Below are 14949 nucleotides of genomic sequence, written 5' to 3'. Positions count from 1 at the left end.
TTTCACGATGCTTTGCTAAAACATCAGCTTAATTCGGTAATGCGGTCATGAAAGCGGTATAATGAGATTGGAGGTGCACTAATGACTAAAACAATCCAAACCGTTTTCGGAACGCAATCATTACTTAATATGCTTATTTCTAAGGTACCGCAACCAGCGTACCTTCTCAAGCCCAGTGGCAATGGTCGGGACTTCATGTTACTCGACATGTCGGGTGCGGGCCAGTTCAGCGCCCCCATTCAGTTCAACGTCGCTCACAGTTACGGCAAGATTAGCCACGGCGAGTTCATTCAGTTCATGTACTTCAACATCACATCTGATCAGGAAACCCTGTTCAACAACGGGATGGACAAACTGTTCGCGAGCCGTGATCGGTTCCCCGGCTTAGGGAACATCACCTTGGGGCGCGCGAAGTCCGACCACATTCAGTACGTGCTCATCTCATCATGGGAACGCAGCACCGACTTCTACCAGCTGAAGGAAACACCCGCTTTCGAACCCATGCGTAAGTACATGGACCGGGCAGCAACCACGCGCGGATACCACGAGACGGGCTACAAGGTTCTGGCCCCACACGAATACCTCGACTAGTTCCATATTCAGTGCCACTTCATCACGGCATAAAAATAACCCCCAAGCGGAATGCTTGGGGGTTACTTTATTGGCTTTTTACTTAACGTTAGCTTCTACAAGGGCCTTGTTCTGGTCGTTGGAGATGTTCTCGTTAATCGCTGTGTCAGCGAGCTTCTTCATGTCTTCGGTGGACAGCTTCTTCATGAGGGAACGAACCTTCAAGATGGAGGTTGCGCTCATGGAGTATTCGTCCAGGCCGAGACCGAGCAGCAGTGGCACCATGATTGGGTCACCAGCAGCTTCACCACACATACCAACCCACTTGCCTTCAGCGTGCGCACTGTCAATAACGTGCTTAACAAGACGCAGGATTGAAGGGTTGTAAGGCTGGTAGAGGTAAGAAACGTGTTCGTTACCACGGTCAGCAGCCATTGTGTACTGAATCAGGTCGTTGGTCCCGATGGAGAAGAAGTCAACGTGCTTAGCAAACTGGTCGGCAAGGACAGCAGCTGCTGGGATTTCAATCATAATCCCGAGCTGAATGTCGTCAGAAATCTTGACGCCATCAGCAACAAGCTTGTCTTTTTCTTCGGTGAAAATCTTCTTCGCTGCTTCAAATTCCTGGATTGTAGCAATCATTGGGAACATGATGCGGAGCTTACCGAATGCAGATGCCCGCAGCAATGCGCGCAACTGGGTGCGGAAGATTTCCTGACGGTCAAGACTAATCCGGATTGCACGGTAACCAAGGAATGGGTTCATTTCTTCTGGCAGTGGCATGTATGGCAGGTGCTTGTCGCCCCCGATATCCATTGTGCGCACAACCACAGGCTTAGGGCTCATGGTTTCAACAACCTGCTTGTAAGCCTGGAACTGATCTTCTTCACTTGGCAGTTCGGCAGAATCCATGTACAGGAATTCTGTCCGGTACAGACCAACGGCTTCAGCACCGTTAGCGAGGACCCCGTCCAAATCCTTTGGTGTACCGATGTTGGCAGCTAAATCGAAGTGCTTGCCATCAGCGGTAACCGTTTCAGCAGTCTTGAGCTGAGCCCATTCAGCCTTCTGTGCGGCGTAGTCAGCAGCTTCCTGCTTGAGCTTTGCCTGTTCGTCAGCTTCTGGGTCAACAACTACCTTCCCGGTCAAACCATCAACTGCAAGCAGCTGACCGTTCTTAACGGAATTGGTGATTTCCTGGGTCCCAACAACAGCTGGGATTTCCAGGTAACGAGCCATGATTGCGGAGTGCGCAGTCCGGCCACCGATATCGGTAACAAACGCCTTAACGTACTTCTTGTTCAGCTGCGCAGTGTCACTTGGCGTCAGGTCGTGGGCAACCACGATTACTTCTTCGTCAATGAGCGCTGGGTTAGGGAGCTGAACACCAAGCAAGTGGCTGAGCACACGCTGGGAAACGTCGCGGACATCCGCAGCACGTTCCTGCATGTATGCATTGTCAGTCATTGCTTCGAAGGTGGCGATAAACATTGAAGAAACGTCGGAAAGTGCCTGTTCAGCGTTTTCCTTGTCGTCTTCAATCTTTGACTTAACAGCGCCAGTGAACTCAGGGTCGGCCAGAATCATCATGTGGGCATCGAACACCTGAGCTTCTTCTTCCCCGAGTGACTCAGCGGCCTTAGCACGGATAAGAGTAAAATCTGAGTTAGAAGCTTCGATAGCAGCATCAAAACGTGCTGCTTCGGCGGCTGTGTCTTCAACTGTTGTTTTGGTAAAGGACAAGTCGGGCTGAACGAGCATGTACGCCTTAGCGATAGCAATCCCGTCGGACGCGGCAATACCCTGAAGTTCCTTGGTCATTATTCAGCCAGGCCTTCCTTCTTCATCGTGTCGTCGATAGCTGCAATTGCGTCAGCTTCGTCGGCACCTTCAGCAGAGATGGTTACGTCGGCACCCTGGCCAACACCAAGGCTCATAACGCCCATGATGGACTTGAGGTTGACAGACTTGCCCTTGTATTCAAGGTTGAGGTCTGAAGTGAACTTGCTTGCTGCCTGAACAAGCAAGGTTGCTGGGCGGGCGTGGATCCCACTAGCTGCAATAACGTTGTATTCACGAGTTTCCATGAAAAATCTCTCCTTTGGTCTGGTTAAAATCAATTCCTGTAAAGGTTACCATTTTTACGGGCAGTTAACAAGTCTTTTATAATAGCGGTTACGCGTTTGCAGATTCGTAATGGTAAATAATGTTCCCACCACGCTTGGCCGTCCCCACGATTTCCTTGCGTTCTGGATAATTAGTCCAGGCAGCCCGAAACTCCATGAAGTTTGCCGGCGAAATATCGATTTCGTCAATTTCACCAGCGCGTAATTTGTCCATTAGCTCGACATAGTTGGTCGCCAAAAATGATTCCTCCCTTTCAGAATGCAAATTAGTTTAACACGCAATCGGTTTCAGTACAATGCACGCCTTTTCATTTTCGCATTTTTTGCCACAAAATTCAGGTGTTCGGGCAGTACTTGCGCCGGAAACTGCTGATAAGACGGTGGGTTGTGGATTATTGAAGAATAAGTAAACTTTTCACCGCACCGGCCCCGTTACAGTCGGTTATTTCTATCTTATCCGCCTAAATGACGTGTTCAGCAGTCACCCATTTTCCCCGCGTTTTGGCCAAAATTAATGCGCTAAATTCACGGTCAAACGCTAACCGGACAGATGGGCTTTTTTGACGGCGCCAGAAATTAGCACTCTCACCTTTAGAGTGCTTGCAATTAGGCGAAGCTGCGTTATACTATGGGCATGGTCAAGGAAGGTCAAGCAGACTTTAACTTGATTTTCGGGCCGCACACCATCAATAGAAAGGTTGTGACAAATAGTGTTGTGTGAAAACTGCAAGAAGAACCCGGCTACTATCCACCTGTACACCAGCGTGAATGGTAGTCGCCAAGAGGTCAACCTGTGCCAGAACTGCTACCAGCAGCTCAAGGAACAGAACATGAACCAGCAGGCAACCAACCAGTCGAACGACCCATTTGGTTTCAACAGCCTCGATGACATTTTCCGGGCAATGGGCAACGGCAATGCTGCGGCGGGCAATCCGCAAAGCGAAAACACTACCGGGCAAATGCGCGGTCAGCGTCAAGGCGGTGGCAATGGCAACCGCGGCGGAATCCTGGGTCAGTACGGGGTTAACCTCACCGATGCAGCTAAGCGCGGCGAGATTGATCCAGTCATCGGCCGCGATAACGAAATCGCACGGGTCATCGAAATTCTCAACCGCCGGACGAAGAACAACCCCGTCTTAATTGGTGAGGCTGGTGTCGGGAAGACGGCGGTCGTTGAAGGACTTGCCCTGAAGATTGCAAATGGCGAAGTACCACAGAAATTGCAGGATCGGCAGGTCATTCGGCTTGACGTTGTTTCCCTTGTTCAAGGCACCAGCATGCGCGGTCAATTCGAACAGCGGATGCAGCAGCTGCTCGACGAACTGAAGAAGCGGACGGACGTCATCCTGTTCATCGATGAAATCCACGAAATCGTTGGCGCGGGTAACGCTGAAGGGGGCATGGACGCGGGTAACGTCTTGAAGCCGGCCCTCGCCCGCGGTGAACTCCAACTTGTTGGGGCCACCACCAGCAGCGAATTCCGGAGCATCGAAAAAGACTCCGCCCTCGCCCGCCGGCTGCAGCCAGTTACAGTCAACGAGCCAACGCCAGAAGAAACCATCAAGATTCTGGAGGGGATTCAGCCCCGTTATGAGGCCTACCACCACGTGCACTACACGGATGACGCCATCAAGGCCGCGGTCCAGTTGTCTGCACGTTACATCCAGGACCGGTTCCTGCCCGACAAGGCAATTGACTTGCTGGATGAATCCGGTAGCCGGAAGAACCTGACGATTACCACCGTTGACCCGAAGGCAATTGAGCAGAAGATTAACGATGCTGAAGCCCAGAAGCAAGCCGCACTGAAGAGTGAAGACTACGAAAAGGCCGCCTTCTACCGGGATCAAGTCACCAAGTTGCAGAAGGTGCAAAAGGACCAGGCAGACCTGCCTGAGGATCAGCAGCCCCAAGTCACCGAGAAGGACATGGAGCAGATTGTTGAAGAGAAAACCGGCATTCCAGTTGGTGAACTCAAGCAGCAAGAACAGCAGCAGCTCAAGGACCTCGCCCCAACTCTGGCCAGCAAGGTGATTGGCCAAAACGCCGCGGTCGACAAGGTTGCCCGGGCAATTCGCCGCAACCGCATCGGCTTCAACAAGACCGGCCGGCCAATCGGCAGCTTCCTGTTCGTTGGCCCAACGGGGGTCGGGAAAACCGAACTGGCCAAGCAATTAGCCGCCGTCCTGTTCGGCTCCGAAGACGCAATGATTCGTTTCGACATGTCTGAGTACATGGAAAAGCACAGCGTCTCTAAGCTCATCGGTTCCCCTCCTGGCTACGTTGGTTACGAGGAAGCCGGGCAGTTGACCGAAAAGGTTCGCCGCAACCCATACAGCTTGATTCTGCTGGATGAAGTTGAAAAGGCGCACCCAGACGTCATGAACATGTTCCTGCAGATTCTGGATGACGGTCGGTTGACCGACAGCCAGGGCCGCGTGGTTTCGTTCAAGGACACGCTGATTATCATGACCAGTAACGCCGGCGCCACTGACGCGGAAGCGAACGTTGGGTTTGGGGCCAGCATCAACGGCACGACCCACAGCGTGCTCAGTCAGTTGGGTAACTACTTCAAACCCGAATTCTTGAACCGCTTCGACGACATCGTTGAGTTCAAGGCCCTCGGCAAGGACAGTCTGCTGAAGATTGTTGACCTGATGATTGCAGACACCAGCGCCAACATTAAGGCACAGGGCCTTTCCATTAAGGTCACTGCTCCCGTCAAGGACAAGCTGGTCGAACTGGGCTATGACCCGGCCATGGGTGCCCGCCCACTGCGCCGCGTTATCCAGGAACAGATTGAAGACCGCATTGCGGACTACTACCTGGATCACCCAGACGCCAAGAATTTGGAAGCACGGATTGTTGACGGTCACATCGCCGTGACGGCCGCCACTGCCAAGTAACCAATGATTACAACTTAATCTGCAAAGTCGCCGCCGCGTGTGGCGACTTTTTTTATGCATTTTGACGGTGGTAGACCAATTTAATGGTGTTCACATTTTACCAGTGCTGCAGCGTACAATTCCGGATAACCTGCGGCCAATTGCCAGCACGCATATGGCGCCGGTGTTAATTACGGGCGCATTTTGTGAAAAAAAGCGCGCCAAATAGCCATATCCAGGGAGCAGGTAAACCAATCACAAATCAATAGTGAACGTTTTCAAAAAATGCTGGAAAGTGACTCCTCATTCCCTTATACTTAACATATACAAGGAACGAAAGGACTGATACACGATGCGGCTTATCGATGTCACCAACTCATACGCACACCTAGTTTCGCAGCAGTTAGCGAACACCAACGCTCAGCTCGTGCAAGTCTACTCCCTGGGTCAGACGACGGTCGTCTTTACCGAATCGCCACACCACCAAGAAGTACTCTTCACAAACGAACGCCGAAATATCCAGAATAGCGAGATTGACTTTGCATTGCGCGAACTAACTGGCAAAACGATTAAAGAGGTCAAGGTACTCCGTTCTCGGCACTTAGCTGAAGTAACGTTCCGGACTACTGAAGACGCAGCGGCCTCCGTTTAGAAGACGCACTGACCCTTACACACCAAAATAAATTCGCCCTGGTTGCGAATCTATTTTGGTGTGTAATTGCATTTACCCCGCACTCAGGAAGACGCCTATGCAAATATCTGATTATTTATGGCAACGCGCACGCCCTGAGTCAAAACGCTCAACTCGGCACCGCCGTCGCCCACATAAAAACAAAATAAATTATAAACTGCCATCAGAGACGCCTGAACTTGGCCCAAAGCAAACAGTACAGCCTGCGACACGGAGTACACCCGCCGCCACGCAGGCGACTGGGTCAGTACGTCGGCCCCACCGCATTCGCGTCCGCGTTGATTACCGGGACATTGACACTGGTGCGCGCATTGCCCAACCAACCATCATTGCTGGGCTTCCAGGCAGCAAATTAGTTCTGAACTATCCGCCCATTGCCGATTGGATTTTCGTCCGCGCCCTTGGCTTTCAACCCACGTTCCCGCACCACCGCAAGAGTATCGTCCTGTATTACGAACGCATTGCTGGCGCCCCCGTGATTGTTTTCCACCGCGATCAAGATGGGCAGCTGCTCTGCCCCGCCGAACGCATTAACGGCAAGCTCGGCGCTGAGTATACCGTCAAACCACTGAATTATTTTGCCGCGATGGTCGTTGGTGCAAGCACTGCAACTGGTACCTTCACCAAGCGCATCCGCGTCGTCACGTTCCGCTACCAAGTAGTGCCCATTACGCCGCTGCATTTGCCCAACGTCGCCTATATCGAACTGCTAACTGATAAGCCGGTCTTCGACGCCCCCGCCGGCGTTTTGCCGCTACCGGTACTGCTCCCCCAGGGCACGTTCTGGCGGGTCTTCGAGGCCGTTCAAACCACAACGGACCACAAAGTGTGGCTCAGTCTCGGCGGTGCCCAATGGCTCACGAACGACAACACCCGCGGTCATCAGCAAAATCCATTCTTACCGCGCTAAAAAGGCTGGGACCTAATCGTCCCAGCCTTTTGCTGTATCAAAATATGAATTTAGAAAAGCCGCCCGATGCCGTAGTGGATAAACATCGTGATGATGCCGATGATGATATTCCGCACTACCGCCGCGCGCACGAACCCGTGCCCCAGCTTGGCGGAAAACAGCCCGGTGAGACCCACGGCAATCACAGTGGCGATGATTGTCCCAATCCAGCGCATAATCCCCGTCAGGAAGGTGAGCGCTGCGAGCGGCAGTGCCCCCCCGATTGCGGCACAGATTAAGCTGGCCAGCGCCGCCATCCAGGGATTCATCAGTTCGCTGGGATCCAAATCATACTTGACCCCGACGACCGTCTTCAGCGGCTGTTTTTGCAGCAGTTCATCCGCAATTTCGTTGGCCGTGTCCACGCTCACCCCACGGTCGGTGTAGCTGGCGACAACTGCCGCCCGCTCACCGGCGAAGTCGGACTTGAGCAGAACCGCCTCTGCACGCACTGCTGAGGCCTCTGTGTCGCGTTGGGAGCTGACACTGGCATATTCCCCGCCGGCCATCGAGAAGGCAACAGCGAGCAAATCAGCCAGTCCAGCGATGAACAAGGTAAATGAATCCGTGGTGACCGCGCCAACAGAAAAGAGGACGCCGACAACGGTGAGAATCCCATCGTTCGCTCCGAGCACCCCCGCACGCAGGGTGTTGGCCCGCATCGCGAGTGATTGTTCCTTTTTCTTCGTATCCATGTTCACCCTCCTAACGCGCAAACAGGTGGCCAACCCCGTACGTGACCGCCATTGTAATCAACCCAGCAATCACGTTCCGGATTAGCGCCCGCACGGCGTTCGCGTTCCCGAGCTTCGCGGCAATCGAGCCGGTCACAGCCAGGGCAATGACCACCGCGCCAATGGTTCCGGCAATGCGCCAAGAAGCCGGCGCAAGTGTGATCATCAGCATCGGCAGCAATGACCCCAGCGGGAAGGAAATCATGGACGTAATGGCAGCGCCCACCGCGGAGGTGGTTGCCGTCGGGTCAATGTTATAGCGTTCACGGACGGCCGTGTTGATTGGCGCCTCAGTGAACATTTCGGTCACCGCCTTGCTGGCCAGTTCGCGGCTAATGCCCGAATCAACGTACTTCTGGGTCACAAATTCACGTTCCCCGGCTTCGTTAACGGCCAGGCGCACCCGCTCGTCAGCAATCGCACGTTTTTCTGCGTCCCGCTGAGCGTGCACGGACACGTATTCACCCATCGCCATCGAGATTGTGCCGGCCAGCATCCCGGCCATCCCGGCGAGCAGCACCGTGGACGCGCTGGCATTGGCCGCCGCGACCCCCAGCACAATTGCCGCGACCGAGAGAATCCCGTCGTTGGCACCCATCACGCCGGCCCGAATTAGATTAATCTTTTCGGCCAGTGACATTGCTTTTTTCTGCAAGAAATCCATCCCCAACTTCTACGTACATATTTATTAATCATTTACCTGTTAAAACTACATCAATAAGTGTAGCACTTGCATGAGTGTTTTCAAACGCATATCGTTATTTTTCCGTCAATATTCGCCCATAGTTAGGCAATCCGAATTAATTTACTGTTGTTCTCTTTACATAAGTGCTTGCAGATACACATCTTTTCTTACCCCCGGTGCGTCCGCAACACGTTTTCAGTAAAAAGCTGACTTTTTGTGGTTAATCTTCCGCTTGCACATAATTAACCGTGATAATATGTGCTGCTGTATAATGGACTTACTAACCAAGGAGGACCGCAAATTGATCGATGTACATAGTCACCTATTGCCAGGTGTGGATGATGGCTCCAGCTCACTGGCCCACTCACTAGAATTGGCCCGAGCCGCCGTGGCCGACGGAATTACCCACGCACTTATGACGCCGCACCACATGAACGGCCGCTACACCAACCACGCCCAAGATGTGATTGATCGCACCGATGCGTTCCAGGCGGAATTGAACAAGGCGGAGATTCCGCTCACCGTCTTCCCGGGCCAAGAAGTGCACATCAATGGTGACTTAATCCAGGCCATCGAGGATGACGACATTCTGACTACCGACGAAAGCGGCCGGTATTTGCTGCTGGAGTTCCCCCACGACGCAGTGCCCGCGTACGCTAGCGACATGATTTTTCAGATTATGCAGCACGGCTTGACCCCGGTCATCGTCCACCCAGAGCGCAACGAGGCCATGATGCACAACCCGCAGCTACTGTACGACCTCATCAGTCGCGGTTGCCTCAGCCAGGTCACCGCCAGCTCGTACGTTGGCACCTTTGGCAAGAACGTCCAGGCCTTTGCCGAAGACATCGTGCGCGCCGGGTTAGCCCACGTTTTTGCCTCTGACGCGCACCATCTGGAGAAGCGAGATTACGAAATGAGTGCCGCCTTCAAACGCCTCGATAAGAAGATGGGCACCGAATACGGCATCCAGTTCGCCGAGAACGCCAAGGCCCTGGTCAACGGCGATAACGTCGCCCGCTTCAATGAACGGCCAATCAAGAAACCACGCTTTTTTGCCCGCTATTAACCCAAAAACGCCCCTGCACAGTTCAGTGCAGGGGCGTTTACGTATCGATCAACTACTTCTTTGCGGGTTTGCTGTCTGATTTGGCCGCCTGGGCCTTGTCTTCAGCAGCCAATTCCTTGGCCAGCTTAATCAGGTATGGGCGCAATTCATCCTTAACTTCAGGGTGGGTCAGACCGTATTCAATGGTGGTCTGGACGAAGCCGAACTTGTTGCCGACATCATAACGGCTACCCGTGAATTCGTGGGCGAAGACGCGCTGAGTCTTGTTGAGCGTGTCGATGGCGTCGGTCAGCTGGATTTCGTTACCCTTCCCTGGCTTCTGGTTGTCCAGAATGTCAAAGATTTCGGGGGTCAGCAGGTAGCGACCGATGATTGCCAGGTCACTAGGGGCATCTTCAACCGCCGGCTTTTCAACAAACCGGGAAACGTTGAACAGGCCTGGGTGCACTTCCGCGTTTGGATCGATGACCCCGTAAGCAGACACTTCATCATGTGGAACACGCTTAACGGCCAGAATGGAGGCATGCGTGCGTTCGTATTCATTGATGAGCTGCTTGGTCAATGGAACTTCGTCTTCCATCAAGTCATCACCGAGCATGACGACAAATGGTTCATCACCAACGAAGGACTTCGCGAGGCGCACCGCGTCCCCGAGGCCCCGTGGGTATGGCTGCCGAACGAAGAACAGGTTAACGCCAATATCGGTGGTTTCGTGGACCATCTTAAGGAGCGCATCCTTGTGCTTAGCTTCCAGGTTCTGTTCCAATTCTGGCGCGGAGTCAAAGTGGTCTTCAATGGAGCGCTTGTTCTTACCTTCGATGATCAGGATGTCTTCAATGCCTGACTTCTTGGCTTCCTCAACGATAAACTGAATCGTTGGCTTATCAACGATTGGCAGCATTTCCTTTGCCAGTGCCTTGGTTGCGGGCAAGAAACGTGTGCCCAGCCCGGCAGCAGGAATAACGGCTTTACGTACCTTCATGTTGTAATCTCCTTTAATTGCGGTTCCCCGTACTTTATGTGCTGGCTTAATTCTACTAAATGTTGCGCAGAGTTGGTAGGGTAAATATGGGCCAGCAAAGCTTGGTTTAGGTACTTTTCACAGTTGCTTTCATTAGGCCACACACCACAAACAGCCTTAATTACTGGTGCTTATTAGTTGTATTGGCTTCCTTGTACCCCGTATCTGTGTCCGGGATGCAACCCGTCATTGTGCGTTTTTCAGAAAATAAAAAATGGCGGGCATTCCGCACCATACGGCGGAAAACCTGCCATTATCTAGTTCGCAATCTTAACCCCGGACTGGGTGAAATTCTGAATCCTGCACTTCATGAACCCGCAGCGGCAAGGGCTCAATCTGAGCCGCCGCCCACTGGGCCAGCAGATTCGTCGTGTCAATGCCGCGGTCGATGAGGACAATCCCGCAGTCCCCACCACCAGCGCCTGAAGACTTCGCCGCGCCCCCGGCCTGTTCGGCGAGGCTGCGCAGCTTGGTCAATGCCGGTGTTTCAATTTGCACCCCCGACAAGTCCGCGAGGCTGGCCAGCAGAATCCGGTTTGCCCGCAGACCGTCCTGAATTCCGCGAATATCCGCGTTGTGGAAGGCTTCGATCATGCCTTGTAATACGGACCGACTGCCTTCAAGGAAGCGGGAGTACTCACCCCACTGCTCACTCTTTGCGTCCGCAATCTTATCCACCAGCCGGGACGTGGAGGCGGGTGAACCCGTCCAGCCAATCATGAGGCGCATGTTGGTTGGGGCCTGGAGCAACTCGATGTTCAGTTGGGGCCACGGCATCTGCAGTAATTCGGTGAGCGTGTGCCGGCGCCGTGCAGAAGCCAGCCATTCTTTGTCAAATGACTGGTAGGCTAGCCAGCCGCCGTAAACGGAAGCAGCAATATCGCCCAGTGACCCGTTACCCTGGACATCCAGGTGCGCGATGGCCGCTAGCTTGTACACGTTCTCCGGGCCCATCCCCAAAGCATAGTACTCGTTGAGGGCCTTCACGGTCGCCACGGTGACGGCCGCTGAACTGCCGAGCCCGTACTTCTTCCCATCCGCCGAGTCCAGATCGGAATCAACTTCGAGGTTGTACAGGCCCAGCGGCTTCCCGCATTCGCGCGCGTACTTTTCGGTTAACCGAATTGCGGACAAAATGTAATGGAATGGGTTATCCCGGTTGTCAAAAACCAGTTCATCCCCGTCGCGGCGCCAGTAGAGCGAATTCTCCTGGTACTGGTGGCTGATGATACTCCCGTACTGCGCTGCGTCCTCAATCGTGACGGTTACGAATTGATTGAGGGCCACCAATATAGCGGGAAAACCCGTCTCCACCACCGCATACTCACCGGCAATATATAATTTGCCCGGTGCCTTAGCTGTTACCACGCTGCCAAACCCCTTCCAAACTTAACTAATATAAGTGCCTTAACACTCCAAGAAAACAATTATACTACTTTCAAACTTTTACCAGCGGGCGGATAACCACCCAAACGGCAAATTTAATCATATCGTGATATTTAATCACCCTGCTTTGCCCCATTACTAAGCAGTTTTTTGGTCATTTTGCGTACCTTGAATGTCACCTTGCTCCCAATCGGCTTGGCCCGGCCATAGAAGCTTTCGTTCACCACGGAGTTCACCACCACCCCAAGGGTAATGATGAACGACATGAAAAACAGCCACAGCAGCAAGACGATAAACGCCCCCAGGGTGCCGTATGTGCTAAACCGCTGGCCGAAATAGGTCATGTACAGCGAGAACGCCTGCGTGAGTCCCAGCAGCCCAATGCCGGTAATCAGAACCCCCGGGACCACGGTCCAAAAGCGCATTTTGGCGTTCGGCAAGAAGTAATCCACAATCAGCAGGACGACCACCAGCACCATGACCGCGACCGGCCACTTCCACGTCTGGAAGGTTTCCAGCCAGTGCGGCGACAACTGCAACTGATTGATGAGCCATTCCAAAAATTGCTGACCAAAGGCGAAGGCCACCATGGTGCCGACGACCGCAATCAGCAGCACCACCATCATGATCATGGCAACAACGCGGCTGACCAAGAAGTTTTGCACCGGGTGGCGAATGCCGTACGCCCGGTTGAACCCATTGCGCAAAGCCGCCAGCCCCAAGCTGGCCGCCCACAGCGTCACAATTGCCCCCACACTCAGCCAAGTCGTACTGGCATTCACGTGCAGGTCGTGGACAATTGGCGTGATGGTGGCGATGATATTCTCCGGAATCAGTTGCTCCAGCACATCCTTGATGCCGCTGAAATCAATCTTGATGTGGGCCACCACGTTAATCCCGAACAGCATCGTGGGGAATAAGGACAGAATCGTATAGTACGCCATCGCCGCAGAGGTCTCGTTAATCTGGGAATCTCCGAGTCGACGCCAAAACAAGGCCAAAATCGCGAGCAATTTGGCCTTGACCGTAGTTTTGCGGCGCATGATTGGCACCAGCCGACTGCCGCCATGCGTACCTTGAATACGCGCAACGAACTTTCTTTTGCTCATGTCTTCTCCCGTTCGCACTCCGTCAGTAACTCCAGCAACGCACGAAGATGGACGCGGAAAGTTCCGCGCCCATTCCCGTTACTATTAATTTTACCCTAGCCAGCGCCTTAAAGGTACTTAGCGTCCGCAATTGGGTCCTGACTGGTCAGAATCTTAGGTCCGTCGTTAGTGATAACCAGTGTGTGTTCGTACTGGGCAGACAATGAACCATCCTGGGAAGTGTAGTATTCCCAGTCTCCTTCTGGCACTTCCTTCACGGCAATGCGCCAGGTCCCGATGTTAATCATTGGCTCGATGGTGATGGTCATCCCCGCCTTGAGCCGTAAGCCCTTGCCGGCAACCCCGTAGTTCGGCACGTTAGGCGCCTCGTGCATGGTTGGCTGAATACCGTGGCCAATGAGGTCGCGGACATCCCCGTAGCCGTTCTCTTCTTCGGTGTACTTCTGAATTGCAGCCCCGATGTCCCCGATGCGGTTACCAACCACCGCCTGGTCAATCCCCAGGTAGAGGGCCTTCTTGGTGACATCCATCAGCCGCTGTGCTTCGGGGCTGATTTCGCCGACTGCGTACGTCCAGCAGGAGTCACTGAAGTAGCCATCCTTGTTAACCACGGTGTCCACCTTCACGATGTCCCCGTTCTTCAGGATGAGATCCTTACGTGGAATTGCGTGGGCAACTTCATCGTTCACGGCCACACAGGTTGCGTACTTGTAGCCCTCGAAGCCCTTCTCGGCGGGAATCGCCTTGTGCTGATCGAAGTACTTCACGGCGAAGTCTTCAATCTCCCAGCTTGAGATGCCTGGCTTGATGATGTCCCGCAACCCGATGTGCATGCCGGCCAGAATCGCGCCCGACTTGCGCATGCCTTCGATTTCACGTTCAGACTTAATTGTAATCAAAATAGTGCCTCCAGATTCACGTACGTATGCACGTGTGATGTTAAATATGCTACTTGATGAAAATATCCTCTACCATCATACACTGTTGGGACAAAAAACGTAAACCACGGCTTCAACTAGTGCCGCTTCGTGCGTGCCGGAAAAGTGCGGCGCTTTATGGTAAACTAACGCTATAACAGACGGTCAATGACCAAGACGGAGGAAAACATGGCTACAGCAAAAATCGTTTACGCCAGCATGACTGGTAACACTCAGGAAATCGCCGAAATCGTGCAGGAGGCCCTCGAAGACCGTGGCGTTCCCACCGAACTTACCGAGATGAGCCAGGCGGTGGCGGCCGACTTCGCGGATGCCGATATCTGCGTGGTCGCTGCCTACACGTACAGTGATGGTGGCCCCGGCCTGCTGCCTGAAGAAGGCGAAGATTTTTACGACGACCTGCGCGCACTCGATCTGTCCGGGAAGGTCTTCGGCACTACCGGGAGCGGTGACCGCTTCTATGATGACTTCGCCACCGCCGTGGATATGTTCGCTGATGCCTTCACCGCAGCCGGCGCGACTAAGGGTGCAGAAGGCGTCAAGGTGGACCTCGCTGCTGAGGCAGAAGACATTGACAATTTGGAGATCTTTGCCGACCAGCTAATTGCGGCCGCGGCTAAGCTGGCTTAAACCCATTAATATAGCGAAATTTTGGCTAATCATCCGTGCCGGTCACGGGTGATTTTTTTGTCTTGTCACCGGGCGAAAGTTCCCGGTATTTTTCCAATCGAATCTATAAGTACGAATAAAGTAACGGTCGAATAACAAGACTGCTGGCCGATTACCCGC

The 14949-nt window shown here is 53.4% G+C and carries 15 protein-coding genes; 6 read left to right on the top strand and 9 right to left on the bottom strand.

The genetic code is table 11. From position 1 onward, the window contains the following. The first annotated feature begins 81 nt into the window (after positions 1-81). A complete protein-coding gene (locus FC18_RS00885) occupies positions 82-591 on the top strand; it encodes a hypothetical protein (protein WP_054676474.1) in 510 nt (169 codons plus the stop codon). A 78-nt stretch (positions 592-669) separates the two neighbouring features. Here the strand turns inward: FC18_RS00885 and ptsP are convergent, their stop codons facing one another. From ptsP to FC18_RS00870, 3 genes are all read right to left on the bottom strand, one after another. Continuing rightward, positions 670-2391 (bottom strand): phosphoenolpyruvate--protein phosphotransferase, encoded by a 1722-nt coding sequence (gene ptsP / locus FC18_RS00880; RefSeq protein WP_056975308.1) that lies wholly within the window; start codon positions 2389-2391, stop codon positions 670-672. Beyond that, positions 2391-2657: a phosphocarrier protein HPr gene (locus tag FC18_RS00875; RefSeq protein ID WP_056975307.1), complete on the bottom strand. Its 267-nt coding sequence runs from the start codon at positions 2655-2657 to the stop codon at positions 2391-2393. The genes ptsP and FC18_RS00875 overlap by 1 nt, the downstream gene beginning before the upstream one ends. Before the next feature lie 88 nt (positions 2658-2745). Then, a complete protein-coding gene (locus tag FC18_RS00870; RefSeq protein ID WP_054676477.1) occupies positions 2746-2934 on the bottom strand; it encodes a hypothetical protein in 189 nt (62 codons plus the stop codon). Between the two features lie 472 nt (positions 2935-3406). Here FC18_RS00870 and FC18_RS00865 point away from each other — a divergent pair, with 472 nt between their 5' ends. The 3 genes from FC18_RS00865 (at position 3407) to FC18_RS00855 (ending at position 7179) form a co-directional block, all read left to right on the top strand. Next, complete coding sequence (locus FC18_RS00865) at positions 3407-5599, top strand: ATP-dependent Clp protease ATP-binding subunit (RefSeq protein WP_056975306.1); 2193 nt, start codon at positions 3407-3409, stop codon at positions 5597-5599. A 331-nt stretch (positions 5600-5930) separates the two neighbouring features. After that, positions 5931-6230 carry a DUF1827 family protein gene (locus FC18_RS00860; RefSeq protein ID WP_054676480.1) on the top strand — a complete coding sequence of 100 codons (300 nt, stop codon included), beginning with the start codon at positions 5931-5933 and terminating at the stop codon, positions 6228-6230. Between the two features lie 97 nt (positions 6231-6327). Further along, positions 6328-7179 carry a MucBP domain-containing protein gene (locus FC18_RS00855; RefSeq protein ID WP_056975305.1) on the top strand — a complete coding sequence of 284 codons (852 nt, stop codon included), beginning with the start codon at positions 6328-6330 and terminating at the stop codon, positions 7177-7179. Positions 7180-7229: 50 nt separating this feature from the next. Here FC18_RS00855 and FC18_RS00850 read toward each other — a convergent pair whose 3' ends face one another. Together FC18_RS00850 and FC18_RS00845 are read right to left on the bottom strand one after the other, a co-directional pair. After that, positions 7230-7913: a VIT1/CCC1 transporter family protein gene (locus FC18_RS00850; protein WP_054676486.1), complete on the bottom strand. Its 684-nt coding sequence runs from the start codon at positions 7911-7913 to the stop codon at positions 7230-7232. Between the two features lie 10 nt (positions 7914-7923). Further along, positions 7924-8616 carry a VIT1/CCC1 transporter family protein gene (locus tag FC18_RS00845; protein WP_054676488.1) on the bottom strand — a complete coding sequence of 231 codons (693 nt, stop codon included), beginning with the start codon at positions 8614-8616 and terminating at the stop codon, positions 7924-7926. Positions 8617-8938: 322 nt separating this feature from the next. Here FC18_RS00845 and FC18_RS00840 point away from each other — a divergent pair, with 322 nt between their 5' ends. Next, entirely contained in the window at positions 8939-9706 is a 768-nt protein-coding gene (locus tag FC18_RS00840) for a tyrosine-protein phosphatase (RefSeq protein WP_054676491.1), read from the top strand. A gap of 52 nt (positions 9707-9758) precedes the next feature. On the opposite strand, the gene galU is transcribed toward FC18_RS00840, so the two are convergent. The 4 genes from galU to map form a co-directional block, all read right to left on the bottom strand. Next, positions 9759-10688, bottom strand: coding sequence for a UTP--glucose-1-phosphate uridylyltransferase GalU (gene galU / locus FC18_RS00835; protein ID WP_056975304.1), 930 nt, complete (start codon positions 10686-10688; stop codon positions 9759-9761). Positions 10689-10997: 309 nt separating this feature from the next. After that, positions 10998-12095, bottom strand: coding sequence for a phosphomevalonate kinase (locus FC18_RS00830; protein ID WP_056975303.1), 1098 nt, complete (start codon positions 12093-12095; stop codon positions 10998-11000). 131 nt (positions 12096-12226) lie between these two features. Next, positions 12227-13222, bottom strand: a complete 996-nt coding sequence (locus FC18_RS00825; protein WP_056975302.1) for a YihY/virulence factor BrkB family protein — start codon at positions 13220-13222, stop codon at positions 12227-12229. 107 nt (positions 13223-13329) lie between these two features. Next, complete coding sequence (gene map / locus FC18_RS00820; protein WP_054676500.1) at positions 13330-14121, bottom strand: type I methionyl aminopeptidase; 792 nt, start codon at positions 14119-14121, stop codon at positions 13330-13332. Positions 14122-14328: 207 nt separating this feature from the next. Between map and FC18_RS00815 the strand changes: the two genes are divergently transcribed. Continuing rightward, positions 14329-14790: a flavodoxin gene (locus FC18_RS00815; RefSeq protein ID WP_054676503.1), complete on the top strand. Its 462-nt coding sequence runs from the start codon at positions 14329-14331 to the stop codon at positions 14788-14790. Positions 14791-14949: the final 159 nt, after the last annotated feature.

The organism is Lacticaseibacillus sharpeae JCM 1186 = DSM 20505 (assembly GCF_001436225.1).
GTDB classification, from domain to species: domain Bacteria; phylum Bacillota; class Bacilli; order Lactobacillales; family Lactobacillaceae; genus Lacticaseibacillus; species Lacticaseibacillus sharpeae.
Note: the sequence above shows the minus strand (reverse complement) of the source record. Positions and strands in the feature narration are given on the sequence as shown.